Origin of the sequence: Gordonia sp. IEGM753 (assembly GCF_050321825.1) — a bacterium.
GTDB lineage: Bacteria > Pseudomonadota > Gammaproteobacteria > Pseudomonadales > Pseudomonadaceae > Aquipseudomonas.
This window is the reverse complement of record NZ_JBNQGB010000003.1, coordinates 172,897-199,671: the sequence shown is the minus strand read 5'-3', so window position 1 is coordinate 199,671 and position 26,775 is coordinate 172,897. Positions and strand designations below refer to the sequence as shown.

Below are 26,775 nucleotides of genomic sequence, written 5' to 3'. Positions count from 1 at the left end.
AGGACCTGCTGGATGAGATCCCGAACACTGGCATCGCAAGGAAGCGGCCATGACCGACAGTGATACAAAAAACGGCGCATCACCCCTCAAGGAAAAAAGTGATCTCGTGAGCCAGACCAGCCATGGCACTACGCTTAACGAGGTGGCCTCGCGTCTGCTGCAGCCTGCGTTGAAAGAGCGGTACACAGACTTGGAAATCGACCCCAATGTGGCACTCGTTGCAACGCCTCAATGGCTCGTGGTTGAGGGGAGCGTCCAAGCGGGACAATTGCGCTTCGAAGTCCTCACCGATGTGCTGGTTCGCCAGAGCCTTTCAGGCGAAAAGGCCAATTACGTTGAGGGTGAACATTTTCTCACCCTCGATTCAAAACAGAAGAATCCTGTTTGTCTGGCGGTCAGCATCGAAGAAATCGCCGGGATGCTTAACGATATGGCACCTTTTTTGTTTGTTGAGCTTCAGGCCCGCCAATTGGAGTTCTGGAACACAAAAGGAAAAAAGATCGCCCGTTGGGCAGAGCTGTCCGACTCATTGCGCAAGGCGATGAATGTGCAACAAGTGCCTGGTTGGGACGTCGTCGAATGCGAAATGGCACGGGAAGTATTTAAAGATCCGGACAACACCACGCGCAAAAACGCCGACGCTAACTTATCGGCGATTCAGGCCTGCCTGATCGACATCGACACGCTGAACAATGATATTCCCAGTCATCTGGTGATCGGCGGTGCGCTAGTGTTGAAAGCGACGTATCGCCAGCGTGAACTGCTCACGATGTATACGATCGAGCGTGGCTACGAGTCTTTCAGCTCAATGACACAGTTGGGACAAACCCTGCTGGCTCGCATTAACGATCTACTGCAAGGGGATGATCTGGATTGGCGATTGTACGAGCCTGAAGGCAACATTTTCGACTACATGGCATGGGCACTGGTCTCGGCGCAACTCGATGCCATAGACCTGCTGAAATTTCCTGAGGTATCCGATGCCGATAGCTTAGAACCGCAAGCAGGCCTCGACACGCTGGATCAGGCGCGTTTCGAACAACTCGTGGCGTCAGTACCGCAGTGGCTTGGCAGCGCCTCTGCGCATGATATTGGGGACTACAGTCGTTATGTAACGGCACTCGGCAATCTTTACCGTGAACCCGCTTACAAGGCCGCCAGAAATAAAATCCCTTTCATCAGTGATCACGCGCAGCACTTGATGCATGAAGCCATTATCGCGGACCCGCGCGCAGTGGATGCGGCGAGTCTTGCCCTGAATGAACTTCAAATCAACGTCACCAACAGCTTTACGGTCAATAACTTAACCCTGCCCAACCCACTCGATCACCGTGTTGAAACACTGGCTGACTTTGCATTGGAGAACGAGGCACCCTACCTCGCGACGCTGTCGTTCAAACACGGCCAGCCCGTTCCAGACTGGCTGACGCCCTCCTTCCTGACGTCCATCGCGGAGCGGATAAACATCGGCGATGCATACCTCAAGCTTCTCAAGCGCACGCTGATCGAAGACCCCCAGACGTCTCGACAACAGGAAAACTTCTACCGCGAGCAGCTGCGTCTTCTGATGCCACTCACCGCGCTGGAAGGCAAGGTGCGCCAACGAGGCGGCCTTGATGAACAGGGCTATCGCTACATTTGCAACCTGTTCGATCCCGGCCCGGATGGAGTAGCAGACATTGCCATTTATCCACTGACGATGACGCCTCAACACCGTCTTAACAGCGTCAGCGACACCGTCGAAAACATGTTCATCATACGACCCCGCAAAGAAGAAAATGCGACTTGCCTGCTCTACCGTCCGCTGCTGGATCAACCTTTGTTGCAGTTTCCGTCTCGACAGAATCTGCTGTATGCGCTGCATCAACCCGGTGAACTCAGGGACTCGGTGCTGGCCTGGCTTCCAAACAAATCACTGAGTTTTGAATACGCTCAATACGTTTTCCCTGTCGGGTTGCCCTCGCCCTGGTTGATAACAGAACAGCTGATCAATCCCTTACATCGCTTCGACCGGTTCGGGCGCGTAGTTTTCGAAAGTGATGAAATAACCGGTCATGTTCCGGCAGCCTTGTTCAAAAGCAACGCCCAGGCCCTGTTAACGTTGGCCGATAAGCAATCGCAGTCTAATTCCGAACGGCGTTGGCATTTGCTCAAGGACAGCAGTTGGGCACTATTCAACGTCACTACCAACTTGCTCAGCGGCACCGTGGGCACCGCGGTCTGGTTATGGCAGACCATCACCCAATTGCAGCAGGCAATTGACGCCCACGAACGCGCTGACAGCTTCGTCGAATGGGCGTCGGTAGCAGACATCCTGCTCACCGTCGGCATCATCCTCAGCCATCACGCTGTCATGCGGCGTAACACACTATCGCAAGCCATTCGAGGGCTTGAACACGCGAAGCGACCTGAAATCGAGCGCACGCCTACCATCGTCAACTTGCGACCCGCCGTGTTGGGTGGCGAATTGGCACCCGCGCATTGTCGCTCACTCGAAGTGGCAGGCACTGTGCCGCGCCGCACAAGTACGGCCCTGGCGGCGTATCTCAACACGCTCAGCGTCGACGCGCCCGACCTTACCGATAACGATTTATCGACGCTGGGTGATGCACCTCCGCACCTCTATCAACTTAGCCAGAAAACCTATGCTCGAGTTGCCGAGCGCTGGTTCAACATCGTCGTAGATGCAGAGGAACAGGTGAGCATCGTGCATGCGGATGACCCCCTCAGACTCGGTCCTTTACTGGCACAAACCCGGGCCGGCGAATGGGTGCTTGATTTGCGCTTGCGATTACGGGGTGGCGGCCCGAAAAATCGACTGAAGTTGCTGAAGGCGGAGAAAGAACATCGCAAGCGTGAATTGGAAAACACCCTTCGTTCATTCAAGGCGCAGGAAGCCTCGAAGGATGCAGAGCTGAAGAAAATACAAGCAGAGATGTTCTCGGAAAATAACGCCATCTACGACGAGCAGTCTGCTCGTTACATCGAAAAACTGGAGGAAATGATCAATGCGTTTCAGCAGGCACTGGAGCAGTTTCGCGAATGGCGAAGTCTCGGGGGGACGGTGGGTTATACCTACGACTTGCTGCGTATGAGCACCGAGCAGCAAAAGTACCTGGCGCTATGGTTCACCGTCAAAAAGCACCGATACATTGCTGCCAGCAATGCCCTTTCGCAAGACTCTGGACCAGACAGGTTGCCGCTGCACAAATACATAGAGAAAATTCAACTGACAAACGGCCTGAGTAATCAAATGGTCGAAAAATTCGAGATCTCGCGTAACACGCTGGAGGGCATGAGTGCCGCGGGCCGATCGGGGGTCACTGAAGCACTGAAAATCGGGCGCCTGTTGCCTTCGTTTACGGCACTGCAACTAAAAGCCAATGAAATCGGCATGGCCCAGGAGCTCTGCATGCAAGAGCAAGCCAGCTCAAGTATGGACGAAGCGCGTAACTCCATCGGCAGCATCATTGTGGCTACCGCCAATGCCGCACACACAGTGGCTGAACGGATGAAAGCAGACCGGACCACCAGTGATCTCCCGCCAGCCATCGAGACATTCAGCGGCATAGTCGACGTATTTGCAGACGCTAATCAGCGCCTGCAAGAACTACCAGACGCCTATCCCGGGTTATTCAAACAACCTCAACTCGATCGCTTGCACAGCCTGTTCACAGAATTCTCTGAACTCGCGCAAAACCGTCTGCAGTCACTGCTACCTGAGTCCGAAATACCAGACACGCAACAATCGCTCGAGCGAGGGCACCCGCCGTTACCTCGTGCAACGATCAAAGTCAGTAAGTCACGACCGCGTAATCCCGTCGAATCCCAGGCACCAAAAACAACTGACGCGCCCTTCAAGCCGTTTACGCCCGGCACGCGTCACCAGCCGGTACAGCGGCTGGATGACGCGGAAGTTATCGAGGTTGGACTAAAACTGAACAGTGGCGCGGAAAGCTTCATAAAGCATTGCCGCAAAGACGCTGCACGACCCGGGCGAATCCCCACCGAAATGCAGGACCTGTTTAATCAGCAAGCGGTGAAGCTGGAACAGAGTGCGACTCGCGTGGATCAAGTCATGGCGAGAACGAACAACGAGCTACCGGTTGGCGCGCTCAGTTCGGAAATGCGTCAAGCAGCCAAAAAAATGCGTACACAAGGGATTGCTGTGAGGGCGGACATGTATCAACAACGCAAACCCACACAAAGCAGCTTCCAGTGGATGCATGAGAACCAGCAGGTCGACGTCTTTCGTAACAGCCAAGGGCGCATCAAGACCAAGCAGCTTGGCGACTATTTCCAGGAATACCGGATTCTCGACAAGACTCACGGCGGGCGAGAATTATGGGTAGCTCACTTCCATTATGAAACGTTTAAAAGCTCCGCCAACCATCCCACGGCGGCTCATTTGAAAGTCTCGGACACCTTTTTGAAAACACTGACGGCAGAACATCAGGCGGCGCTTGTCACTTTCGAGCCGATCGATGGCGCTCTTCGCAAGCTGGATGATCCTGAACTGCGAAAGCTATTCCTGGACCTCGAGCCCAAAAGCGTTAAATCAGGGTAAAGCTTCACGTGCACCAGGCTGCCCGCAGCCTTTGAAGCGCCTCAATAATGGCGGTTTCAGGCACCGCAGCGAACCCCAGAACCAGTCCGGCTCGCTGGTTCTGCGGTGTCTGGGAATCCGGCAGCCAATAACTGCTGAGCGCATTGACCTCAACACCCACCCCGGCAGCCGCTTCGACCAGTTCTCGCTCGCGGGCCAAAGATTCGACAGCGACAGTCAAATGCAGACCTGCCGCGACATTCGGCAGAAGTCCAACGCCAGGCATATTTTGTGGCCAATTGGCGAGCAAGGTATTGCGTCGACTCAAGGCCGCACGCCGCATGCGGCGGATGTGCCGTTGAAAGTGTCCGGCCGCCATGAACTCCGCCATCACCGCTTGGGTGCTGACTTCGGAATGTCGAACATCCACCGCGCGGCGCTGTGAAAAAGCGTCAACCAGGCCAGAAGGTAAGACCAGGTAGCCCAGACGGAGCGCTGGGAAGGCGACTTTGCCAAACGTACCAACGTATAAAACCCGCCCCTGGCGGTCGAGCGCAGCCAAGGGCGCCAATGGCGCACCGCTGTAGCGGTATTCGCCATCGTAATCATCTTCGACGATCCAGCCTTGGTGTTGTTCAGCCCAAGCCAGCAACTCGAGGCGGCGAGCCAGGCTCATGACCACGCCGGTCGGGTATTGATGCGACGGCGTGACATATGCCAGCCGACAATCACTCAGCTTGGCCAATGCGTTGCAGTCGATGCCTTCGCTGTCCACCGCTACACCCTGCAATTTCGCGCCCGCCACAGCGAACGCATGCCCAGCCGCGCGGTACCCCGGATTCTCGATGGCTACACCATCGCCCGGCTCCACCAGCAGCTGTGCACAAAGGCTAATTCCCTGTTGCGCGCCACTGGTGATCACTATTTGCTCAGCCGAGCACTGCAGTCCGCGTGAACTGCGCAAATACGCGGCAATTAGCCCTCGCAATCGCGGGTCACCGGCAGGATCGCCATAACACAGCTGCTGTAAATCCGGTTTGCGCCAGAAAGCCGCGTTCAGCTTGGCCCACACTTCAAAAGGAAATAAATCGAATGCCGGCACACCCACGCGAAATGCGCGAGGCGGACCACTGGGCGGCTTGGCTAAATGATTGTTTTCGACACGCTGCAGGGCACCGTTGTGGATAACTTTACTGGATGAAACAACAGGTAAATCCAGCCAGTTTGTGGATAAGGCTGTGGGTAACCCTGTTGAAAACCCTGTGGATAGTTTTGTGGATAGTTTTTTTCCCGTAGGCACATTTTGCGGCAGTTTCGCGACATACGTGCCGTCACCGACACGGCCCTCGATAAAGCCTTCCGCGTACAGCTGATCGTAGGCGCGGACCACGCTGTTTCGGGAAATTGCTAGCGCCGAAGCCAGGTCTCGGCTCGCCGGCAATCGCGTTCCACTGGCCAGCCTGCCGTCAAGCACGCGCACGCGCAGCGCTTGATAGAGCTGGCGACTTAACCCCAGGCGTCGATCAAGCTCGATTCCCGCGGGGTTGAATGACAACGGCAGTGGCTGGCTGGACATGGCATTGGACCTACGAAATTGGTCATTAATGGCTCTTACAACAGACCAATAGCCTGCCTACGATGAAGGCATTCGCCAAGGGAAACTTCCATGTACCTGCCAAGCAGCTTTGCCATCAATGATTTGCAAGAAATGCAGAAACAGATGCTCGGCACCCGACTGGCCATTGTGATTACTCAGGGTGAACAAGGGTTGCAAGCCACTCATCTGCCGCTGTTGCTGAATGCTGACGAAGGGCCGAACGGTACCCTTTACGGCCATTTCGCAAGGGCGAATCCACAATGGAAAGAACTGCAGAATGGCGCCGAAGCCCTGGTCATATTTGCCGGCGCAGAGGCTTACGTCAGCCCGGGGTTTTACCCAAGCAAAGCCGAGCACGGCAAAGTGGTGCCGACCTGGAACTACGTTGCGGTGCACGCTTACGGTACGGCTGAAGTGTTCAGCGATGCCAATCGCCTGCTCACGCTTGTAAGTGCGTTGACTGACCGTCATGAAGGCAACCGTGCACAGCCCTGGAAAGTCGCCGACGCACCCGCCGACTACATCGACGGAATGCTTAAAGCCATCGTTGGTTTTGCCCTGCCCATCCAGCGTCTGGAAGGCAAGCGCAAACTCAGTCAAAACCGCAGCGCCGAAGACATCGCCGGTGTGCGCAAAGGGTTGGCTGCCAGCCCTGATGTGCAAGACCAGGCCCTCGCCCACTTGATGCGTTAAGGAATGAACATGAGTCAGATCGAGATCCGCCAGGTCGCCGCCGACGATCACGCCGCGTGGTTGCCGTTATGGCAAGCCTACCTGCGCTTTTACAACACCGAATTACCAGACGCTGTCACTCAAAGTAGTTGGCAGCGCATGCTCGACCCCAGCGAGCCGACACATTCAGCACTGGCCTGGATCGATGGCAAAGCAGTGGGCATGGTCAACTTCATCTACCATCGCTCGAACTGGAGCATCGAAAACTCCTGCTACCTGCAAGATTTGCTGGTAACGCCGCAGAGTCGTGGCACCGGCATCGGTCGTCAGCTGATTGAATTCGTCTACAGCACCGCTAAAGCAGATGGCTGCTGCAAAGTACATTGGCTGACCCACGAGAGTAACGCCACCGCGATCCAGCTCTATGAGCGCTTCGCCGAACGCCCAGGTTTCATCCAGTTTCGTAAAGCCATTTAAGGTTCATGGAGAACAGCATGTCGACTTCACTCGCCGATTGGAAAGGCGTCCCAGCCCCCACCGCCACACTGCTCGAAGGGCGTTTCATTCGCCTTGAAAGACTCGATCCGGCGCGTCACGCCGACGGTTTGTTCAAGGCCTTGCAAGGTCCGGGAGCCGATCCGAAACTGTGGGACTATCTGCCGTACGGTCCTTTCCCTGAGCGCAGCGCATTCAACGATTGGTTGAACAATCACGCAGCCTCCAGTGATCCGTATTTCTTCAGCGTCATCGACGTCGCCAGCGGCGATGTGCAGGGCATTCTCAGCCTGATGTCGATTGTGCCAGCGCAGGGTCGCATCGAGATCGGTCACGTCACATTTGGCGCAGCGATGCAGCGGTCGCCGAAGAGCACCGAAGCGGTTTACCTGCTGGCGAAAGAGTCGTTTGCCTTGGGCTATCGACGCCTGGAGTGGAAGTGCAACAACGCCAATGCCCGCTCCAAATATGCAGCCGAGCGCCTGGGTTTCAGTTTTGAAGGGGTGTTCCGCCAGCACATGGTGGTCAAGGGACAGAACCGCGATACGGCGTGGTATTCGATTCTGGACTCGGAATGGCCAACGGTCGGGGCAGGTTTTGAGCAGTGGTTGAGCGATGAAAACCAGACCGGTTCAGGCCAGGTAAAAACATTGGCGCAGTGCCGCGGGTAAATCAATGCGCGCCTGGAGAGACTCTCCCGGCGCTACGCCAACCCTCAGTTGATGTTGCGCTGAATACGCACCACGCCCATCTTCAATCCAAACGGACGTAACACTGCATTGAGCGACTTGAGCGTCTGATTACCTTCCCCGTGTTCGATGTGCACCAGCGTACGCACCGATATTTTGCACATTTTGGCAAATTGGGTCTGATGCATACCTGTGACTTCCAGACGCAGTCGACGAACAGCCTCGCTCAACTCTAGGGTGCCTTGAGCAAGTGACTCTTGAATGCTTGCGATCAACAACGCCCGGGCATCAATGCTAATTGTCATTTCAGCCCCCAGTTTTTCAAGCGCTGTGCAAGATTTCGCAGGGCAATCGCAGGATGATTCATGGTGGCGTCAGGAAGACCGCTAGCGCTAAGAATATCTGGCAGAGCCATTAAGTGATCTGCGTCCTCGCGCAATCCTTCATACAGTGCGTCAGGGTCTGAGACCCCACGCAATGAACTACAAACCTCTCGCCATTGCACCTCGCCTGCGACCTCCAGCGCTCTGGGCCATTTAGTTGTGCGCGTTACGCCTTCGTCATCCATCACCATCGGCGCTAAATCATAGATTGGAGCAAGGCGCAAAGCATCAGCGGTGCGGATGATCGAAGTGTTACGGCCATGATTATCCGAGTTGCCAAGAATTTTATTGAGCAAGTCGCGACGCAAGTAGTCACGTGCCAGGTCAGGAATCTCAGCTTCCTGCCCAGCCGTCCTCCAGAGCTGAGCCAGGAGTTGCATCACTTCTAGATGGTTCATGTAACTACCAGGAACGATCACGCCCGCCAGCGAGTAGATGGATTCAACCGCGAATCGCTCAACACCGTGGTCTGTCACGTTGCGATCAAAGCGCTTCATCCAAAGGCTGGGCTTTGCCGCTTCTTCCAGGGCGAGCCCCTCTGCTGCGACCGTCTCTATCCCTAAAGCATGCAAGGCCTTGTAGTAGTGAAACTCGCTTTTAAGAATGTTCTGATCTGTTTGGCTAGACTTATTACGGGCAAATTTCACAAACCAATGCTGAACTACCTGATCGTCGTTCAGCACCGCATCTGGATACAACAAGCCATCACGTCCTTGCGTCATCAACAGTTTTGGGGCTTCACCACCTGCCCCGGTTGCACCTCCAATTGCGGCGCCCTGCTCGTAGGCGTACTCCAGAAATGTGTTATCGCGAGCAATCACTTCCTCGCGTGCAAAACCCATTGCAGTCCTTTCAACGGAGGCTTCAACCGACTCCTTGATGCGCATGTGGCCAATAGGTGCGGGAGTGCTGCGCCCCAGCAAGTACAAATCTGCACTTATTCCCTCAGGTTTTTCCTGACCAAGGCGCGCCATAAGGAATCGCTTGGCCGCTCCGGCAGGAACTATATCGAGCAGGAAAGCAGGCGCTTTTTTCAGAGAAAAGCTATCCCAGTCCAGTGGTAACTTCGCGCTGACTGCTTTGGAGAAAGGTGATTCGATGCATTCAAAATTAGCTGCCACGTAGTCGTTTTTGTAACCAAACCGGCAAGGACCTTCGAAGCCTTTTTCAGGGTCAGCAAACACCAGCGTCATTGCATCCAGCCACTTCCCGGACGTATACGTCTGGAGCGTCAACGTGTACATAAAATCACCTGCATTTAAATGCGCTTTTGCACAACGGAAGAACGGCATGAATGCAATATAGTGCAGACAAGAATGAAATGCGCGGTCGGTTTACGCATTAAAATGCATTTTTTCATGCATTGTCAGCGCTAATACGCATTAAAATGCAGATAGCCAAATAAACCGCAGACATCATTCTGTAAAAACCCTCCGCTATACAGGACGCCCCCGTTTATAACAAAAAGGCTGTCCACTCATGCCCTTCTCGCCCCAGCGCTTGGCGCTCACCATTGCACTGCTGATCAGTGCCAACGCCGCCGTGGCCAAAACCGTGCAAATCGATAACGCCACCACCACTGCGCAAACCCTGGGTGGCAGCGACACGCTGACGATTTCCGGCCCTGGCAGCATTTCCAGCGGCGACAAGACTGTGAGCCTGAAAGATGGCACGAGCGGCGCCGGGGTGATCATCGACAACTCGGGCAAGATCGTTGCGACAGGTGCCAGCGGCAGAGCCATCGACAGCAGCGGCGACATTACCCAGGCACGTAACTACAGCATCTATAACCGTGCGGGCGGACAGATCCTGGGTGGCAACGACGCCTTGCGCATCAACAGCAACTTCGCCAGCGGCAGCCTGTTGATCGACAACAGTGGCGTCATCCGTTCGACGAGCGGCCAAGCCCTGGACCTGGATGCAATACGCAGCGCCAACGTAAAAACCACCATCATCAACCGCGCAGGCGGGCTGATTCGAGGGGACGCCAGCGACGGCATGAAGACCGGTGCGAATGCGACGATCACCAACTATGGCGAAATCTCCACGGGCGATTCGCACAATGCCGACGAAAAATTCGACGGCGTCGATATCGACAGCGCAACCGGTGTGACAGTCACCAACTACGGCACCATTTCCGGCGGCCGCCACGGCATCACCACCGACCTCGGCGCCACGCTGACCAACTACGGCCAAATCACGGGCCGTAACGGTTCGGGTTTTGGCTCCGATGGCGACGGTACGGTGATCAACTACGGCATCATCACCGGCGCCTACTCGGGCCTGCAACCGAATGGCGACGGCGATGGCGTAGACATCGACAAGATTGCCCATATCGAAAACTACAACATCATTCGGGGTGTCGGCGCGGGCGGCGTGGACAAGGGTGGTTTCGCCAATGGCAGTGAGGGCATTGCGTTGGGCGGCGGCTACATCCTGAACGCCAAGGGTGCGCTGATCAGCGGCGCCAATAGTGCAATTCTGGTGGATGACGGCAGCGGTGGTTCCGGTGTGGCGGCGACCACTCTGGAGAACTTTGGCACCATTCAGGGCCTTGATGGTTTCGGCGTGAAATTCGTCGGCGAGTTCGCGGACACCGTGATCAACGGCGGCACCATCAGTGGCAGTAACGGTTTGGCGCTGGACCTGGGCGGCGGCGATGACAGCCTGACGCTGCGCAATGGCAGCCATTTTATCGGCATGGTCGACGGTGGCACCGGCTACGACCGCGTGGTGATGGACGATGCTGCAGGAGGTAGTTTCGGCGCCAGTCGCAACTTCGAATGGCTGGAGGTCAAGCAAGGTGCCTGGACCCTCACCGGTAGCGGCGACTTCAGCGACGGCGGTGCCGTGCGCAACGGCGCAACGCTGATCAACCAGGGCGGTATCGCGGGCAGCATGACCGTTGATGCGGGCGGCGTGTATGCCGGTGGAGGATCGGTAGGCAATTTGCTGGTCAATGGCACCTTGCGGACCAACACCCAACTCGGCACCGCCACGGTGGTGCATGACCTGACCATGGGCAGTGGCTCGACCCTGGCCTACGGCGTCAATGCCGATGGCAGCAGCGCGCCCGTCAAGGTCGGTGGCGTGGCCAATCTGAATGGCGCAACGCTGGCGGTCAATCCTGCCAGCGGTACTTATCCATGGCAGAACCACTACACCGTGCTGCAAGCGGCGAGCATCAACGGGCGCTTCGGCAATGTCACCAGCGACTACGCGTTCATCACGCCGACCCTCGCTTACACACCGACTCAAGTCGACCTGACCTACACCCGCAACGACGTCGCCTTCAACGACTTCGCGGTCACCGGTAACGGCAGCAGTGCTGCCAACAGCCTCGCATCAATGGGCAAAAACAACGCGCTGTACAACGCACTGCTGAACACCACGACCGCCACGGCGGGCACTGCAATCGAGCAACTGGCCGGCGCCAGCAACGCCAACCTGACCAGCGCTACGCTCGGCGCCAGCAGCCAGGTAGGCTCAAGCATGATGTCGGCGATGCAGCAAATGGGTGGAGGATCAGGACTGTTGGTGGGCCTCGATCAGCGTGATACCCCGGTGCTCGCCGCCAACGGCGTGCCGTCCGAGGCACGAAACCTCAACGACCCAAATGCGCAAGGCCGGCTCTGGCTGCAAGCCATCGGCGGCTACGGCAAGCTCGAGGGTGAACATGGCAGCAGTGGTTTGGAGCAGCGCACCAAAGGCAGCGTGCTCGGTGCTGACTGGGCGCTCAATCCGCAATGGCGCGTGGGCGTGCTCGGTGGCTATTCGAGAACTGATCTGGACGCCACTGGTGTCGATGGCAATGTTGAGAGCTGGCACGCCGGTGTCTACGCCCTGCGCCAAAGCGGCCCGTTCGCGCTACGCCTCGGCGCGGCTTACAGCGGTCACCAAGGGATGAGTAAACGCACGGTCGCCTTCAACGGCTTTAGCGATCGTCCAAAAGGCGACTACGATGCCGACAGCCAGCAGGCCTTTGCAGAATTGGGCTACGCGATGGGTCGTGGAAGACTCAGTGCCGAGCCGTTTGCCAATCTGGGCTATCAGCGTTATCACCGCGACAGCTACCAGGAAAAAGGCGGCGCCGCGGCGCTGCAGGTCGACCAGCAAACCCAGGACAACTTCAGCAGCACCTTCGGCCTGCGCCTGGCTCACTTGGGCACCCTGGACAACGGCATGAGCCTGACCCCACGCATGACCGCAGGCTGGAAGCACACGTATGGCGACGTCAGCAGTTCGACCCGCCAGGCTTTCGTGGTAGGCGGCACGGCGTTCAGCGTCGACGGCAGTTCGCTGGACCGTGACAGTTTGGTGCTGGAGGCGGGTCTGGACCTGGGCCTATCCGCAAGGCATACGGTAGGCCTTGGTTACAGCGGGGAAATCGGCAGCAATAGCCGCAATCACGGGTTGATCGGGCAGTGGCAGATGAGCTTCTGAAACGCTGTAAATCACGGGCAAAAAAAAGGGGAGCACATGCCCCCCCGAGGTTTAAAACGGTGTATCGAGGCTGTTAACTCAGCCTTCGATCTCGATCAGGATTTCGCCCGGGTTTACCCGGTCGCCCTTGGCCACATGAATGGCGGTGACTTTGCCGGCGATGGCTGCCTGGACTTCAGTTTCCATCTTCATCGCTTCAGTGATCAGCACGGCCTGGCCAGCTTTCACCGTGTCGCCTTCCTTGACCAGCACGTCGACAATGTTGCCCGGCATGGTGGTGCTGACGTGGCCCGGTGCAGTGGCTTGCTTGCGCTTACTGCTGCCACCGCTGACGAACTCGTTGAGCGGCTCGAACACCACTTCTTCCGGCATGCCATCGATGGACAGGTAGAAGTGACGCTTGCCTTCAGCCTTGACGCCGACACCAGTGATGTCGACGCGGTAGGTTTCACCGTGCACGTCGATCACGAACTCGGTCGGCACGCCTTCGCCACCTGCCGAGGCCACACCGCCCGCTTCAGGAATCGGCAGTAGCACTTCTGGAGTCAGGGTGCCGGCAGCACGTTCTTCGAGGAACTTGCGACCAATGTCCGGGAACATGGCATAGGTCAGCACGTCTTCTTCAGACTTGGCCACAGCGCCGATTTCAGCACGCAGCTTGGTCATTTCCGGCTTCAGCAAATCAGCTGGACGAACATCGATCACTTCTTCGCTGCCGATGGCCTGGCGACGCAGTTTCTCGTTCACGGTGCCCGGCGCCTTGCCGTAGCCGCCTTGCAGGTAGAGCTTCACTTCGTTGGTGATGGTCTTGTAGCGCTCACCGGCCAATACGTTGAAGAACGCCTGGGTACCGACGATCTGCGAGGTCGGGGTCACCAGCGGCGGGAAACCGAGGTCTTCACGCACGCGCGGAATTTCGGCCAGCACTTCGCTCATGCGGTTCAGCGCGCCCTGCTCTTTCAACTGGTTGGCCAAGTTGGAAATCATCCCACCCGGCACCTGGTTGACTTGAACGCGGGTGTCGACGGCGGTGAACTCGCTTTCGAACTGGTGGTATTTCTTGCGCACCGCGTAGAAGTACAGACCGATCTCTTGCAGCAACTCCAGGTTCAGGCCTGTATCGAATTCGGTGCCTTTAAGGGCCGCGACCATCGACTCGGTGCCTGGGTGGCTGGTGCCGGATGCGAAGCTGGAGATCGCGGTGTCGATGTGATCGGCGCCGTTTTCGATAGCCTTGAGTTGGCACATGGTGGCCATGCCAGAGGTATCGTGCGAGTGAATGAACACGGGCAGCGACTGCTCGGATTTCAACGCTTTGACCAGTTCGCCCGTCGCGTACGGGGTCAGCAGGCCGGCCATGTCCTTGATCGCCACCGAGTCGCAACCCATCGCTTCCATCTGTCGGGCTTGCGCCACGAAAGCGTCGATGGTGTGCACTGGGCTGGTGGTGTAAGCGATGGTGCCCTGAGCGTGTTTGCCGGCTGCTTTGACAGCCTCGATGGCCGTGCGCAGGTTACGCACGTCGTTCATGGCGTCGAAGATGCGGAACACGTCGATGCCATTCACCGCGGCTTTGGCGACGAAGGCTTTGACCACATCGTCGCTGTAGTGGCGGTAGCCCAGCAGGTTCTGGCCACGCAGCAGCATTTGCAGGCGAGTGTTAGGCAGTGCCGCACGCAGTTGGCGCAGACGCTCCCACGGGTCCTCCTTAAGGAAGCGAACGCAGGCGTCGAAGGTCGCGCCGCCCCAGCATTCCAGCGACCAGTAGCCGACTTTGTCGAGCTTGTCGCAGATAGGCAGCATGTCTTCGGTGCGCATGCGGGTGGCGAGCAGCGATTGGTGGGCGTCGCGCAGGATGGTGTCGGTTACGTGAATACGCTTTGTAGGTAAAGAGTTGGACATTGTTATTTTCCTCACAGGCCTGCGTGGGCGGCGATGGCGGCGGCGATGGCCAGGGCCAGCTCTTCGGGTTTGCGCTTGATCGAGTAGTTGGTCAGTTCAGGATGGCTTTCAACGAAGCTGGTATTGAACTGGCCGCTACGGAATTCCGGGTTACGCAAGATTTCCTGGTAGTACGCGGCGGTGGTCTTGACCCCTTGCAGACGCATGTCGTCGAGGGCGCGCAAGCCACGGTCCATCGCTTCTTCCCAGGTCAACGCCCAGACCACCAGTTTCAGGCACATGGAGTCATAGAACGGCGGAATGGTGTACCCGGTATAGATCGCCGTATCGGTACGCACACCTGGACCGCCGGGCGCGTAATAACGGGTGATCTTGCCGAAGCTCGGCAGAAAATTGTTTTTCGGGTCTTCGGCGTTGATCCGGAACTGCAGCGCAAAACCGCGGTGCTGGATGTCTTCCTGTTTCACCGAAAGCGGCAAACCGGAGGCGATGCGAATCTGCTCGCGAACGATGTCGATGCCAGTGATTTCTTCGGTGATGGTGTGCTCGACCTGCACCCGGGTGTTCATCTCCATGAAGTACACCTCGCCCTCGGCGAGCAGGAACTCCACGGTACCGGCGTTTTCGTAACCCACGGCTTTGGCCGCACGCACCGACAAGTCGCCGATATAGGCACGTTGTTCCGGGGTCAGTTGCGGGCTCGGGGCAATCTCGATGAGCTTCTGGTTGCGCCGCTGAATCGAGCAGTCTCGCTCGAACAGGTGCACGACGTTGCCAAAGCTGTCACCGAGGATCTGCGCTTCGATGTGTTTCGGGTTAACGATGCACTTTTCCAGGAACACTTCTGCCGAACCAAATGCTTTGGTGGCTTCGGAAATGACCCGAGGGAAGGCTTGTTCAAGGTCTTCGCGGCTGTCGCAGCGGCGAATACCACGGCCGCCACCGCCAGAGGTGGCCTTGAGCATCACTGGATAACCGATGCGGTCACCTTCGACCAACGCTTCGGCGATGTCTGCGACATTGCCTTCAGTGCCGGGAGTGACGGGTACGCCAGCCTTGATCATGCTGCGACGGGCTTCAGTCTTGTCGCCCATGCGGCGAATCACTTCCGCCGACGGGCCGATGAACTTGATGCCACGCTCTGCGCAAATATCTGCCAGTTCAGCGTTTTCAGAGAGGAAACCATAACCTGGGTGTAACGCGTCGCACCCGGTTTCCACTGCCAGATTCACCAGTTTGCGCGCATTCAGGTAACCCGCCAGTGGCTCGGCTCCAATGCTGTGGGCCTCGTCCGCGCGCTTCACATGCAAGGCATGCCGGTCAGCGTCGGAATAGATCGCAACTGAGCGAATGCCCATCTCGGCGCAGGCACGCACGATTCGTACGGCAATCTCACCACGGTTGGCGATCAGGATCTTTGTTATCACTTGGAATTTCCCTTGAGCCGGTGGCACCCACGACCTGCTAGACCAGGTCGACGCGTGACTAAATGTTTCAATTCAGTCGCGAGACCACACTAGCGCCCACAAGGGATTAACAAAAATGAATAATAATTGGGTTAGCCATAAGTAAAGACTTATAGTTGAGCCATTCGCCTATGGCCAGAGTCTCTAGACAATGCGTAAGTCGCTGATGCGTATGACATTGCGTCAATTGCAGATTTTCAATGAAGTCTGTGATTTGCGTTCTTACAGCCGTGCGGCTGATGAAATGTCGCTCACACAACCGGCAGTTAGCCTACAGATTCGTCAGCTCGAGGAGCTGATTGGCCAGCCGTTGTTCGATTATGTCGGTAAAAAACTCTACATGACCGAGGCCGCCGAAGCACTTCAACGTGCCAGTCGCGATATTTTCGGGCGCCTGGAAAACCTCGACATGCAGCTTTCAGACATGCAGGGATCGCTTCAGGGGCAACTGAAACTGGCGGTTGAATCCAGCGCCAAGTATTTCGTCCCGCATCTGTTCGCCGCCTTCAAACGCCAACATCCAGAAGTGAACCTGCAACTGACGGTGGTCAACCGGGGCCAGGTGATCAGGCGTCTGTCAGATAACCGCGACGACCTGGTGATCATGTCGATGGTGCCACAGGACATGGGGCTGGAATTTTTGCCGTTCCTCAACAACCCGATCGTGGCTGTTGCACCGCCCGATCACGCGCTATGCCATATGGGTCCGTTACGCTTACAGGATCTGGAACCCTACACGCTGCTGATGCGCGAGTCGGGCTCGGGTACGCGGCTGGCGTGCGAGGAATACTTCAAAGAGAAACGCGTGCACTTCAACCAGACCCAAGAGGTTTCCTCAGCCGAGGCGCAACGAGAATGTGTGCTGGCGGGTCTGGGCGTGGCGTTGTTGACTCGCCACGCCCTGAACCTTGAATTGGCAACCGGAGGGTTGATCGAGTTGCCGGTCGAAGAGCTGCCGTTGTATCGCAGCTGGTGCCTGGTGCAAGCCAAAGCCAAGCGGCTGTCACCGGTAGCGCATGCGTTTCTTGCGTTTATCCGCAGCGAGCGGGTGCAGATCAGCGCGCTGGTTGAGCGTTTCGACGGGACGCTACGGGAGCTGCCTGCCAGTAATTGAGTTCCAGGTCGGCCGGGAAGTCACCAATCTCGGCCAGCAGTTGGCGACGTTCGCAGCGGTCTTCAATGGCGCGGCGAAATTCCATGCGGCGTTGATCTTCTTGCTGACGACGGGTTTTGGCGACGCTGTTGCGTTCTTCGTAATGCTGGGCCATTTCGAGTCTCCCAAGGCGATGACGGGAGTTTCAAGATAGGCGCCGGGGATGACGGTTTGGCGGCGGGTGGGTTACAGGCAGATGAAAGTTGTCATGTTTGAGGGCGCCTTCGCGAGCAGGCTCGCTCCCACAAGAGAACGCGATCAAATGTGGGAGCGAGCCTGCTCGCGATTAAGGTCGGAGCGACCTTACGGCAACGTCAGTCGTCCAGCGCTTTCACTGACTTGGGCGACAACCGCAGGCTGCGTAAGCTGCGTTTTACGCTTTTCAGGTGATTGACCAGGCTTGGACCGCGCGCCATGGCCACACCCATTGCCAACACGTCGATCACCACCAGGTGGGCGATACGCGAAGTCAGCGGCGTATAGATTTCGGTGTCTTCGTGCACATCAATCGCCAGATTGACGGTCGACAGCTCAGCCAACGGTGTCTGGCTCGGGCACAGCGTAATCAATGACGCGCCGCTCTCGCGAACCAGGTTGGCGGTAATCAGCAGGTCCTTGGAGCGCCCGGACTGGGAAATACAGATAGCCACGTCAGTCGGCTTCAAGGTCACCGCCGACATTGCCTGCATGTGCGGGTCGGAATAAGCCGCCGCCGTCAGCAGCAGGCGAAAGAACTTGTGCTGGGCATCTGCAGCCACCGCACCCGAAGCACCAAAACCGTAGAATTCAACCCGCTGCGCCTGAGACATCAGCGTCACCGCCCGCTGCAACTCCACCGGATCGAGTTTCTCGCGAACCTCCATCAAGGTGTGCAGCGTGGTATCGAAAATTTTCAGGCTGTAATCCGCGACGGAATCGTCTTCATGGATCGCGAACTGACCGAAGCTCGCGCCGGCCGCCAGACTCTGCGCCAGTTTGAGCTTCAAATCCTGGAAACCGGAGCAACCAATGGCGCGACAAAACCGCACGATGGTCGGCTCGCTGATGCCGACGCTGTGAGCAAGGTCCGCCATGGAACTGTGCATCACCGCCGCAGGATCAAGCAGCACGTGGTCGGCGACCTTGAGCTCCGACTTGCGTAAGAGGTGGCGTGACTGGGCAATGTGTTGCAGCAGATTCAAGGGGCTGGACTCTTTGTTATTGGCAGGTGCCGGGGATGTAGCGCGCTTGTAGTTATACTACAAGAAATCGCTTTTTGCCTGCTCAAAACGTAACCACGCGCCTCTATTTCAGCTGCGCTCGCGCCATGTAGCATGACGCACCTGGCAACAGACACGGCGTCAAAAACGTCGACTATCACCTGCTCTTATATTAACAAGCTAATCGCTAGTTTAATTTATCACTATAAATTAAATCCACAAACCCCCTCACACATGCACTAATCAATACACCACGCGCCACACATTATTTAGGTACATTACTTAAGCAGGAAGCAACTAACTTAATTAAAGGAGCTACACCCATGAGCATTAAAACCAAAGACTGGACCGCACAAATCGATCGCATGCCAAACGCTAATTCTTTCCGCACCTTTGGCACCGTAACCGTTGCGCACACTGGCATCACGCCAACCCTGGTGATGACGGCGATGCAAGACAAGTCATTTGATCTGCGCCTGGAATTGAAACTTGAGAAGTCCGACGGCATTTCATTGCAGGTTGAAACGGACAAGTTCGTTGAATTTAAAGAGTTGGGGAGTTCGTCGGTGAGCGGCGTCAGCATCTTCTTTGAAGGTGAACTACTGCACCACATTGATGAAGTATTGATTACACACTAAGTCCTGATTAAAGCCCGAAGCGCTTTTCGCCAGCCAGCCCCTTGCCTGGCCAGAAGCTGCTTCGGGCTTTTTGCATTCATTCACTCGATAGCTGCTTTTGTAGCAGCCTCGCCAGCCCGCCAGCCTCGATGGGCCGACTGATCAGATAACCTTGCACCTCGTCACAGTTTTCTGCTCGGAGAAACTCAAGCTGTTCCTGGCGCTCTACGCCCTCCGCCACCACCTTCAACGACAATCCGTGAGCCATCGCAATGATTGCCCGGGTAATCGCCGCATCCTCGCTGCTCTGCCCCAGGCCACGGATAAACGTTTGGTCGATTTTCACGTAATCCACTGGAATGCGCTTCAAATAGCTCAGTGACGAATAACCGGTGCCGAAGTCGTCGATGGCCAGTTTCACGCCCAGGTCACGCAGTTGCTGGAACGTCGCAATAATGTGCTCGACACTGTCCAGCAACTGGCTTTCAGTCAATTCGAGCTCCAGGAAATGCGGCGCCAGGCCGGTTTCTTCCAATACCTGCCTTACCAGGCTTACCAGTTTGCCTTGGCGCAATTGGTGCACCGACAAATTCACCGATACCCTTATTGGCTCCAGGCCCTGACGCTGCCATTCGCAGGCTTGCCAGCAGGCTTGGCGCAATACGAACTCACCGATGGGGCCAATCAATCCGGTTTCTTCGGCGAGGCCGATGAAGTCAGCGGGAGGCACTTGACCCATGGTCGGGTGATCCCAGCGCACCAGGGCTTCAGCGGCGTTCAGTCGGCCGGTGGCGAGGCACAATTTCGGCTGATAGAAGACTTTCAGTTGTTTTTCTTCGATGGCTTTGCGCAGTTGATTTTCCAGTTGCAAGCGCTCCAGCGTGCTGGCTTGCAGGCTGTCGGTATAAAACTGGAAATTATTCCCGCCCAAATGTTTCGCATGCTGCATCGCCATATTCGACTGGCTGACCAATGCGGAAATTTCCCGGGCATTGTCGGGCAACATGCTGATGCCCATGGAAGCGCTGACCACCAGCTCATGCCCCTCTACCGTTACTGGCACGCGCAACTTGGTCGACAAGCGCGTGGCCACCCGAGCCAGGCTCGAGAGGTTGCCGTAGGCGTCGAACAACACCGCAAACTCATCGCCTGACAACCGCGCGATGGTGTCGGCTTCTGGCAGCGCATTCACTAGTCTGCGCGCAATTTTCTGCAACAACTGATCGGCAACTTCGTGGCCAAGGCTGTCGTTGAGTAATTTGAAGCGGTCGAGGTTGATGTGCAGCAACGCCAGGCTGCGACCGCCCTGCCGCACTCGCTGATGAGCTTCGCGCAAACGCTCACGGAACAATGAACGGTTGGCCAAACCGGTGAGTTCGTCGTAATGGGTCAGGTAGCGCATGCGCTCCTCAGACTCACGCCGAGCCGACAGATCGGCGAAGAAACCGACAATGTGGCTTACGTTGCCCCGCGTATCGCGCACAGCGTTCAGTTGCAGCCATTGCGGGTACAACTCGCCGTTCTTGCGGGTTTCCACTAACTCACCTTGCCAGGTGCCGTGCTGCTCAAGCGCCTGGTGAATCGTCGCGTAGTGTCGGCGAGCGTCGCGGCTGCACGGCAGTTCCACCACGTTTCGCCCGAGCATGTCCTCAATCTCGTAACCGGTTACGCGGCTGAACGCCTGATTGCCGGCAATCAGCGCGTAATCGGGATCGAAGATGACAATGCCTTCGCTGGCCGCTTCAAAAACCGTCGCCGCCAGTTGCCGCTGTTCTTCCAGGCCTTTACTGACACTGATGTCGCGGCGGGTGCCGACCATGCGGATAACCTGGCCATCTTCGCCGCGCTCGACCGCTCTTCCACGGTCCTCGATCCAGACCCAATGCCCATCGCCATGCCGTACACGGTACTCAATCTGGTAATCCTCGCTGCGCCCCTTCAGGTGTTCGACCAGTGCGCGCTTCAATGAAGGCAAATCGTCGGGGTGCAGGCGCGGTTTCAGGTGGGCAAGCATCGCGGTGACGAACTCCGGCGCAATGCCGAACAGCTCTTGTAATTGTGTGTGATGAACTTCGTCGGTTTGCAGGTTCCAGTCCCACAACCCGAGCTCACTGGCCTTGAGCGCCAGCGCCAGGCGCGCCTCGCTTTTGCTCAGGGCCTGATTGGCAGCATCCAGCTCCACGCTGCGCTGAGCGACGCGGCTTTCCAGATCAGTCTGGATTTCGCGTAATTCATCTTCCGCACGACGACGCTGCTCGATTTCCTGGGCCAGTTTTTGATTGAGCTGGTCACCCACGTTTTGAGCCTGCTGCAAATGCTCGATCAAGGCCTGATTCTGGAAACGCCGCAGCATTCCTCGATCGATCAACCGGTTGACCTGCCAGGCCACCACACTCAACGAGCCGAGCAAAATCAAGCCGAACCAGCCCCAGCCCTGCCCTTGATCATCACCACCCCAGAACAGATAACCGATGGCAGGTAACAAACACGGCAAGGTAAAAGAAAGGAACGCCGGCAAGCTGACCGCATAAGCGACGCTGGCCGAGAGCGCGGCCGCCCCGATCAAGCCAAACACCCACGCTTGTTGCATGAAGTTGTCGGCAGGCGCCAACGCAATGCCGGCGCCGGCCAGCGTCAACCCGGTCATGGCCGAGCCCAGCAAAAACATTCGACGCCAAACCGGATGGGCCTGACGATTGGGAATTGCCGAGTCGAAGGCGGCCACCTGAATCACCCGAAGCGCCACCAACGACAACAGCCACACCAGCCAGACGCTGACGAGGAAGTAGCGCTGCGGGCTCCAGAGCAAACCGGCGCACACCAGACCATTAATCAGCATGAATAGAGTGGGCAGCAACGACCCTTGATAAAGCAGACGCGTGCGCTCGACCGCCATTTCCATGGCGTAGTGTTTGCGGATAACCCGGGGCTCCACAGTGGGGCCCGACAGGTCAGTGCTGAGGGTCATAGGCAATGTTCTTGTTCTTATAATGAGGAGCATGAGCCCGAAACGTGCTCGGAGCATACACAAGCAATTGCCGGGACCAAACTGCTGCAGACCATAAAATACGCAAAAAATATCGCCACCATTGCCCTCCTGAAAGCCTTGAAGCGAGCCCGGCCACTGCCTGCAGGCAGTGACTGACCGGTCGTCATCCATGCTTCTTTCATCGGCAAATGCAAAGCTCGGTTTGCCCGGTGTGACGGCGCACCCTAGAATGCCCCGATGCGCGATGATCTCTCCCTTCTGCTGAACTCCCTCAACGATGCCCAACGCCAGGCCGTAGCTGCCTCCGTGGGTCGTCAGTTGGTCCTGGCCGGTGCTGGCTCCGGCAAAACCCGAGTGCTGGTGCACCGTATCGCCTGGTTGATCCAGGTCGAAAACGCCTCGCCTCATTCGATCCTGTCGGTGACCTTTACCAATAAGGCCGCCGCCGAGATGCGTCATCGCATCGAACAGTTGATGGGCCTCAACCCGGCCGGCATGTGGGTAGGCACCTTCCACGGCTTGGCGCACCGCTTGTTGCGGGCGCACTGGCAGGAAGCAGGCCTGAGCCAGACCTTCCAGATTCTCGACAGCGATGACCAGCAACGCTTGGTCAAACGTGTAATCCGTGAGCTGGGCCTGGACGAGCAACGCTGGCCGGCACGTCAGGCTCAGTGGTTCATCAATGGGCAAAAAGACGAAGGTCTGCGTCCACAACATATTCAAGCCAGCGGCGACCTGTTTCTCGCCACCATGCGCAGCATTTATGAAGCCTACGAGGCCGCGTGCCTGCGCGCAGGCGTTATCGACTTCTCTGAACTGTTGCTGCGTGCGCTCGATTTGTGGCGCGATAACCCGGGTTTGCTGGCCCACTATCAAAAGCGCTTCCGGCACATTCTGGTGGACGAGTTCCAGGACACCAACGCCGTGCAATACGCCTGGTTGCGTCTGCTGGCCAAGGGTGGCGACAGTCTGATGGTGGTGGGCGACGACGATCAGTCGATTTACGGCTGGCGTGGCGCGAAAATCGAAAACATCTATCAGTATTCGGATGACTTCCCGGACGCCGAAACCATTCGCCTGGAACAAAACTACCGTTCAACGGCCGGCATTCTAAAAGCCGCCAATGCCCTGATCGCCAACAACACCGGGCGCATGGGCAAGGAACTGTGGACCGACGGCGGCGAAGGCGAAGCGATCAATCTGTACGCCGCGTTCAACGAGCACGATGAAGCGCGCTACGTTGTTGAAACCATTGAAAGCGCGCTTAAAACCGGCTTGGCACGCAGCGATATCGCGATTTTATATCGTTCTAACGCCCAATCGCGGGTGTTGGAAGAAGCGTTACTGCGCGAGCGGATCCCGTACCGTATCTATGGCGGTCAGCGCTTTTTCGAGCGAGCTGAAATCAAGAACGCCATGGCGTACCTGCGCTTGCTCGAAGGTCGCGGCAACGATGCGGCACTGGAACGGGTGATCAACGTTCCTGCGCGCGGCATCGGCGAAAAAACCGTGGAAGCCATTCGTGACCACGCACGCCACAGCGATGTATCGATGTGGGAAGCCATGCGCCTGCTGGTCGCCAATAAAGGGCTGACCGGTCGTGCCGCAGGTGCGCTGGGCGCTTTTATCGAACTGATCGAGAACCTGGCGGCCAAGTGCATGGAAATGCCGCTGCATCTGATGACACAAACAGTCATCGAGCAGTCCGGCCTGATCGCTTACCACGAAGCGGAAAAAGGCGAGAAAGGCCAGGCCCGGGTAGAAAACCTTGAGGAATTGGTCAGCGCCGCCCGCAACTTCGAAAACGCTGAAGAAGACGAAGACCTGACGCCATTGGCGGCATTCCTCGGCCATGCATCGCTGGAGGCTGGCGATACCCAAGCCGACGAGCACGAAGACAGCATCCAGTTGATGACCTTGCACAGCGCCAAGGGCCTGGAATTCCCCTACGTGTTCCTGGTGGGCATGGAAGAAGGTCTGTTCCCGCACAAGATGAGCCTGGAAGAACCCGGTCGTCTTGAAGAAGAGCGCCGTCTGGCCTATGTCGGTATCACCCGCGCCATGCAGAACCTGGTGCTGACCTATGCAGAAACGCGGCGGTTGTACGGTAGCGAAACCTACAACAAGGTCTCGCGGTTCGTACGTGAAGTGCCGAAAGGTCTGATACAGGAAGTGCGTCTGTCCAACAGCGTCAGTCGACCATTTGGCGGCGGGCAGCAACAGAGTTCAAGCAGCCTGTTCGGCGGCAGCGAAATCCCGGACACCGGGTTCAGCCTCGGCCAGGCAGTGCGTCATTCGGTATTCGGCGACGGCGTGATCCTGAACTTCGAAGGCGCCGGGGCACAGGCCCGGGTGCAAGTGAACTTCAGCGAAGGCAGCAAGTGGCTGATGCTGGGTTACGCGAAGCTGGAAGCAATATAAAGCCCACCTCAGGGCTAATGTGAGAGCGGGCTTGCTCGCGAAGGCTACACTGCGGTTTTTCAGTAACACCGCGTTATCGTCCTTCGCGAGCAAGCCCGCTCCCACAGCATCGGGTGCTTCATCCAAGCTGATACGGTTGATTTTAAAAGGGCGCAAACACATGGGCTCAGGTTTCTTTTCCTCGTGGACATTCTGGGCCTTGATGTCGGCGGCGTTTGCGGCAATGACCGCTATCTTCGCCAAAATCGGCATTGAAAACGTCAACTCGGACTTCGCTACGTTGCTGCGAACCATCGTGGTGTTGGTCAGTCTGGCCTTGATTTTGTACGCCACGGGCCAATATCAGTCATTAGGATCGATCTCTGCCAAAAGTTACCTGTTCCTGTTGTTATCGGGACTGGCGACCGGAGCTTCGTGGATCTGCTATTTCCGCGCACTGAAACTGGGACCAGCCTCACTGGTGGCGCCAGTGGATAAACTCAGCGTAGTGCTGGTGGCGGTGCTCGGTGTGATCCTGCTGGACGAGAAGCTCGACCTGCGCCAATGGGGCGGTATCGGTCTGATAACGGCCGGCGTGGTCATGCTGGCGCTGCGGCGCTAGGTTCATTTCACGCTGAACCTATCCACTTTTCCTACAGACAAAAGTACATAGGCCTCTCGCCTCGACCGAGCTGAACATAACCTGTCAGGCAAAAGCCCGAAACACTCTGCCGCTAGCCAGTAACACTTCAGCTGTGCAACATGGCGCGCGTGCCATCCACAAATGGGAATTCCCTTTATGAAACGTTTTCTTAGCATCGCCATGGCGTTGTGCATCGGCCTGACGATGAGCCTGGACGCCAACGCCAAGCGCTTTGGTGGCGGCAAAAGTGTCGGCGCCGCGCCGACCCACCAAACCAGCCAAATGGCTCCTTCTTCTTCAGGCATGGGCGGCGCTGCGGCGACTGCTGGTGCTGCCGGTGCCGCTGGCGCTGCGGCCAAGGCTGGCGGTGCTTCACGCTGGTTGGGCCCTCTGGCCGGCCTCGCCGCCGGTGGCCTGTTGGCCTCCATGTTCATGGGCGGCGGCTTCCAGGGCATGCAAATGTTCGACATCCTGATCATGGCGGTCATCGCCTTCCTGATCTTCCGCTTCATCGCCGCTCGTCGTCGCAAGCAACAGGAGCACATGGCTCCAGCTGGCGCACCCATGCAGCGTGAAGTGTTCGAGCAAAAGCCTGCTGGCGGTTCGATTTTCGGCGGTTCGGCAGCGCCCGTTGCCGCTCGTCCGGTGATCAACGCCCCGGCATGGTTCAATGAAAAGAACTTCATTGAAGCGGCTCGCAACCACTTCCAGTCCCTGCAGCAGCACTGGGACGCTAACGAAATGGACAAGATCGCCGAGTTCGTGACCCCGCAAATGCTCGAGTTCCTCAAGCGCGAACGTGCCGATCTGGGCGACGCTTTCCAGTCGACCTATATCGATAACCTTCAGGTTCAGCTGGACGGCGTTGATGACCGTGCAGACAAGACGATTGCTACCCTGACCTTCAGTGGTGTGTCGAAGACTTCTCGTTTCGACCAGGGCGAAGTGTTCAGCGAAAGCTGGAACATGGAACGTCCGCAGGGTGAAAACCAGCCTTGGCTGGTTGCCGGTATCCGTCAGAACGGCTGAACCGACTCGCGCTGAACCTGTCGCAATAAAAAGCCCCGGCCTATGCCGGGGTTTTCTATTTCGCGGTTACATTCATAGCAAGCTACTGTATAAACCGCCCCAACTAAACCGCGCCATCGAACAAGAGGATCCCGGACGTGGAAGAAATCATCGAACAACTGCGTGAAGCCAACGAACCGGTACCGGTCCCCTTGGAGCTGCCCGACGAAGATCAACTCGTCGAAATCGAAGAACAGCTGTTCATCGACATTCCATTCGTCTTCAGGGAGTTTTTGCTGACCGTCAGCGACGTGGTCTACGGCAGCCTGGAGCCGGTGACTGTCACCGACCCGCAATCACATACCTACTTGCCAGACGTTGCCGCCAACGCCTGGGACGCGGGCGTTGATCGCAGCATGATCCCGATCTGCCAGGACGGTGATGACTACTACTTGGTCGAAGAAGATGGCACCGTGGTGCTGTGGCAAGCCGAAGAAGAGCTGATTGCCGAAGAAACCTGGGAATCGGTATGGCACTGGGCGCGAGACGTCTGGCTGGAAAGCTGAGACGCCC

The 26,775-nt window shown here is 57.2% G+C and carries 19 protein-coding genes; 11 read left to right on the top strand and 8 right to left on the bottom strand.

Translation table 11 applies throughout. The features are described from left to right. Positions 1–49: 49 nt before the first annotated feature. Positions 50–4,567: a dermonecrotic toxin domain-containing protein gene (locus ACQR3R_RS17840; protein WP_428273787.1), complete on the top strand. Its 4,518-nt coding sequence runs from the start codon at positions 50–52 to the stop codon at positions 4,565–4,567. Between the two features lie 4 nt (positions 4,568–4,571). Here ACQR3R_RS17840 and ACQR3R_RS17835 read toward each other — a convergent pair whose 3' ends face one another. Further along, on the bottom strand, positions 4,572–6,122 hold the full coding sequence (locus tag ACQR3R_RS17835; RefSeq protein ID WP_428273785.1) for a MocR-like pyridoxine biosynthesis transcription factor PdxR: 1,551 nt from the start codon (positions 6,120–6,122) through the stop codon (positions 4,572–4,574). A gap of 90 nt (positions 6,123–6,212) precedes the next feature. Here ACQR3R_RS17835 and ACQR3R_RS17830 point away from each other — a divergent pair, with 90 nt between their 5' ends. The 3 genes from ACQR3R_RS17830 to ACQR3R_RS17820 are packed head-to-tail and all read left to right on the top strand — an operon-like array spanning position 6,213 to position 7,981. Next, positions 6,213–6,836 carry an FMN-binding negative transcriptional regulator gene (locus ACQR3R_RS17830; RefSeq protein ID WP_428273783.1) on the top strand — a complete coding sequence of 208 codons (624 nt, stop codon included), beginning with the start codon at positions 6,213–6,215 and terminating at the stop codon, positions 6,834–6,836. Between the two features lie 9 nt (positions 6,837–6,845). Then, positions 6,846–7,292 (top strand): GNAT family N-acetyltransferase, encoded by a 447-nt coding sequence (locus tag ACQR3R_RS17825; RefSeq protein ID WP_428273781.1) that lies wholly within the window; start codon positions 6,846–6,848, stop codon positions 7,290–7,292. A 17-nt stretch (positions 7,293–7,309) separates the two neighbouring features. After that, positions 7,310–7,981 carry a GNAT family N-acetyltransferase gene (locus tag ACQR3R_RS17820; protein ID WP_428273779.1) on the top strand — a complete coding sequence of 224 codons (672 nt, stop codon included), beginning with the start codon at positions 7,310–7,312 and terminating at the stop codon, positions 7,979–7,981. Positions 7,982–8,025: 44 nt separating this feature from the next. On the opposite strand, the gene ACQR3R_RS17815 is transcribed toward ACQR3R_RS17820, so the two are convergent. Together ACQR3R_RS17815 and ACQR3R_RS17810 are read right to left on the bottom strand one after the other, a co-directional pair. After that, positions 8,026–8,304, bottom strand: coding sequence for a helix-turn-helix domain-containing protein (locus ACQR3R_RS17815; protein ID WP_428273777.1), 279 nt, complete (start codon positions 8,302–8,304; stop codon positions 8,026–8,028). After that, the gene (locus ACQR3R_RS17810) at positions 8,301–9,626 is read right to left on the bottom strand and encodes a HipA domain-containing protein (RefSeq protein ID WP_428273775.1); all 1,326 of its coding nucleotides are present in this window, start codon (positions 9,624–9,626) and stop codon (positions 8,301–8,303) included. The genes ACQR3R_RS17815 and ACQR3R_RS17810 overlap by 4 nt, the downstream gene beginning before the upstream one ends. 235 nt (positions 9,627–9,861) lie before the next feature. Here ACQR3R_RS17810 and ACQR3R_RS17805 point away from each other — a divergent pair, with 235 nt between their 5' ends. Further along, entirely contained in the window at positions 9,862–12,825 is a 2,964-nt protein-coding gene (locus ACQR3R_RS17805) for an autotransporter domain-containing protein (protein WP_428273773.1), read from the top strand. Positions 12,826–12,903: 78 nt separating this feature from the next. On the opposite strand, the gene oadA is transcribed toward ACQR3R_RS17805, so the two are convergent. Next, positions 12,904–14,727, bottom strand: a complete 1,824-nt coding sequence (gene oadA / locus ACQR3R_RS17800) for a sodium-extruding oxaloacetate decarboxylase subunit alpha (protein ID WP_428273771.1) — start codon at positions 14,725–14,727, stop codon at positions 12,904–12,906. An 11-nt stretch (positions 14,728–14,738) separates the two neighbouring features. Then, complete coding sequence (locus ACQR3R_RS17795; protein WP_201199131.1) at positions 14,739–16,154, bottom strand: acetyl-CoA carboxylase biotin carboxylase subunit; 1,416 nt, start codon at positions 16,152–16,154, stop codon at positions 14,739–14,741. 190 nt (positions 16,155–16,344) lie between these two features. Between ACQR3R_RS17795 and ACQR3R_RS17790 the strand changes: the two genes are divergently transcribed. Further along, positions 16,345–17,307: a LysR substrate-binding domain-containing protein gene (locus ACQR3R_RS17790; RefSeq protein ID WP_428273769.1), complete on the top strand. Its 963-nt coding sequence runs from the start codon at positions 16,345–16,347 to the stop codon at positions 17,305–17,307. Here the strand turns inward: ACQR3R_RS17790 and ACQR3R_RS17785 are convergent. Further along, a complete protein-coding gene (locus tag ACQR3R_RS17785) occupies positions 17,249–17,461 on the bottom strand; it encodes a PA3496 family putative envelope integrity protein (RefSeq protein WP_428273767.1) in 213 nt (70 codons plus the stop codon). The genes ACQR3R_RS17790 and ACQR3R_RS17785 overlap by 59 nt on opposite strands. Before the next feature lie 199 nt (positions 17,462–17,660). Then, entirely contained in the window at positions 17,661–18,527 is an 867-nt protein-coding gene (gene hexR, locus ACQR3R_RS17780; RefSeq protein WP_007927594.1) for a transcriptional regulator HexR, read from the bottom strand. Positions 18,528–18,868: 341 nt separating this feature from the next. Between hexR and ACQR3R_RS17775 the strand changes: the two genes are divergently transcribed. Continuing rightward, entirely contained in the window at positions 18,869–19,183 is a 315-nt protein-coding gene (locus ACQR3R_RS17775; protein ID WP_428273764.1) for a hypothetical protein, read from the top strand. 76 nt (positions 19,184–19,259) lie between these two features. Here the strand turns inward: ACQR3R_RS17775 and ACQR3R_RS17770 are convergent, their stop codons facing one another. Then, positions 19,260–22,130, bottom strand: a complete 2,871-nt coding sequence (locus tag ACQR3R_RS17770) for an EAL domain-containing protein (protein WP_428273762.1) — start codon at positions 22,128–22,130, stop codon at positions 19,260–19,262. A gap of 258 nt (positions 22,131–22,388) precedes the next feature. On the opposite strand from ACQR3R_RS17770, the gene uvrD reads away from it, so the two are divergent. The 4 genes from uvrD to ACQR3R_RS17750 all read left to right on the top strand — a co-directional run bounded on the left by uvrD (position 22,389) and on the right by ACQR3R_RS17750 (position 26,768). Next, positions 22,389–24,572 (top strand): DNA helicase II, encoded by a 2,184-nt coding sequence (gene uvrD / locus ACQR3R_RS17765; protein ID WP_428273760.1) that lies wholly within the window; start codon positions 22,389–22,391, stop codon positions 24,570–24,572. Positions 24,573–24,732: 160 nt separating this feature from the next. Continuing rightward, positions 24,733–25,173 (top strand): EamA family transporter, encoded by a 441-nt coding sequence (locus ACQR3R_RS17760; RefSeq protein WP_428273758.1) that lies wholly within the window; start codon positions 24,733–24,735, stop codon positions 25,171–25,173. 177 nt (positions 25,174–25,350) lie between these two features. Beyond that, a complete protein-coding gene (locus ACQR3R_RS17755; RefSeq protein ID WP_428273756.1) occupies positions 25,351–26,223 on the top strand; it encodes a TIM44-like domain-containing protein in 873 nt (290 codons plus the stop codon). A 137-nt stretch (positions 26,224–26,360) separates the two neighbouring features. Beyond that, entirely contained in the window at positions 26,361–26,768 is a 408-nt protein-coding gene (locus tag ACQR3R_RS17750; protein WP_110657681.1) for an SMI1/KNR4 family protein, read from the top strand. The last annotated feature ends 7 nt before the right edge of the window (positions 26,769–26,775 follow it).

Coding starts and splice junctions, on each gene's coding strand:
- ACQR3R_RS17840 (WP_428273787.1), top strand. CDS start 50: ATGACCGACAGTGATACAAAAAACGGCGCATCACCCCTCAAGGAAAAA.
- ACQR3R_RS17835 (WP_428273785.1), bottom strand. CDS start 6,122: ATGTCCAGCCAGCCACTGCCGTTGTCATTCAACCCCGCGGGAATCGAG.
- ACQR3R_RS17830 (WP_428273783.1), top strand. CDS start 6,213: ATGTACCTGCCAAGCAGCTTTGCCATCAATGATTTGCAAGAAATGCAG.
- ACQR3R_RS17825 (WP_428273781.1), top strand. CDS start 6,846: ATGAGTCAGATCGAGATCCGCCAGGTCGCCGCCGACGATCACGCCGCG.
- ACQR3R_RS17820 (WP_428273779.1), top strand. CDS start 7,310: ATGTCGACTTCACTCGCCGATTGGAAAGGCGTCCCAGCCCCCACCGCC.
- ACQR3R_RS17815 (WP_428273777.1), bottom strand. CDS start 8,304: ATGACAATTAGCATTGATGCCCGGGCGTTGTTGATCGCAAGCATTCAA.
- ACQR3R_RS17810 (WP_428273775.1), bottom strand. CDS start 9,626: ATGTACACGTTGACGCTCCAGACGTATACGTCCGGGAAGTGGCTGGAT.
- ACQR3R_RS17805 (WP_428273773.1), top strand. CDS start 9,862: ATGCCCTTCTCGCCCCAGCGCTTGGCGCTCACCATTGCACTGCTGATC.
- oadA (WP_428273771.1), bottom strand. CDS start 14,727: ATGTCCAACTCTTTACCTACAAAGCGTATTCACGTAACCGACACCATC.
- ACQR3R_RS17790 (WP_428273769.1), top strand. CDS start 16,345: ATGCGTAAGTCGCTGATGCGTATGACATTGCGTCAATTGCAGATTTTC.
- ACQR3R_RS17785 (WP_428273767.1), bottom strand. CDS start 17,461: ATGGCCCAGCATTACGAAGAACGCAACAGCGTCGCCAAAACCCGTCGT.
- ACQR3R_RS17775 (WP_428273764.1), top strand. CDS start 18,869: ATGAGCATTAAAACCAAAGACTGGACCGCACAAATCGATCGCATGCCA.
- ACQR3R_RS17770 (WP_428273762.1), bottom strand. CDS start 22,130: ATGACCCTCAGCACTGACCTGTCGGGCCCCACTGTGGAGCCCCGGGTT.
- uvrD (WP_428273760.1), top strand. CDS start 22,389: ATGCGCGATGATCTCTCCCTTCTGCTGAACTCCCTCAACGATGCCCAA.
- ACQR3R_RS17760 (WP_428273758.1), top strand. CDS start 24,733: ATGGGCTCAGGTTTCTTTTCCTCGTGGACATTCTGGGCCTTGATGTCG.
- ACQR3R_RS17755 (WP_428273756.1), top strand. CDS start 25,351: ATGAAACGTTTTCTTAGCATCGCCATGGCGTTGTGCATCGGCCTGACG.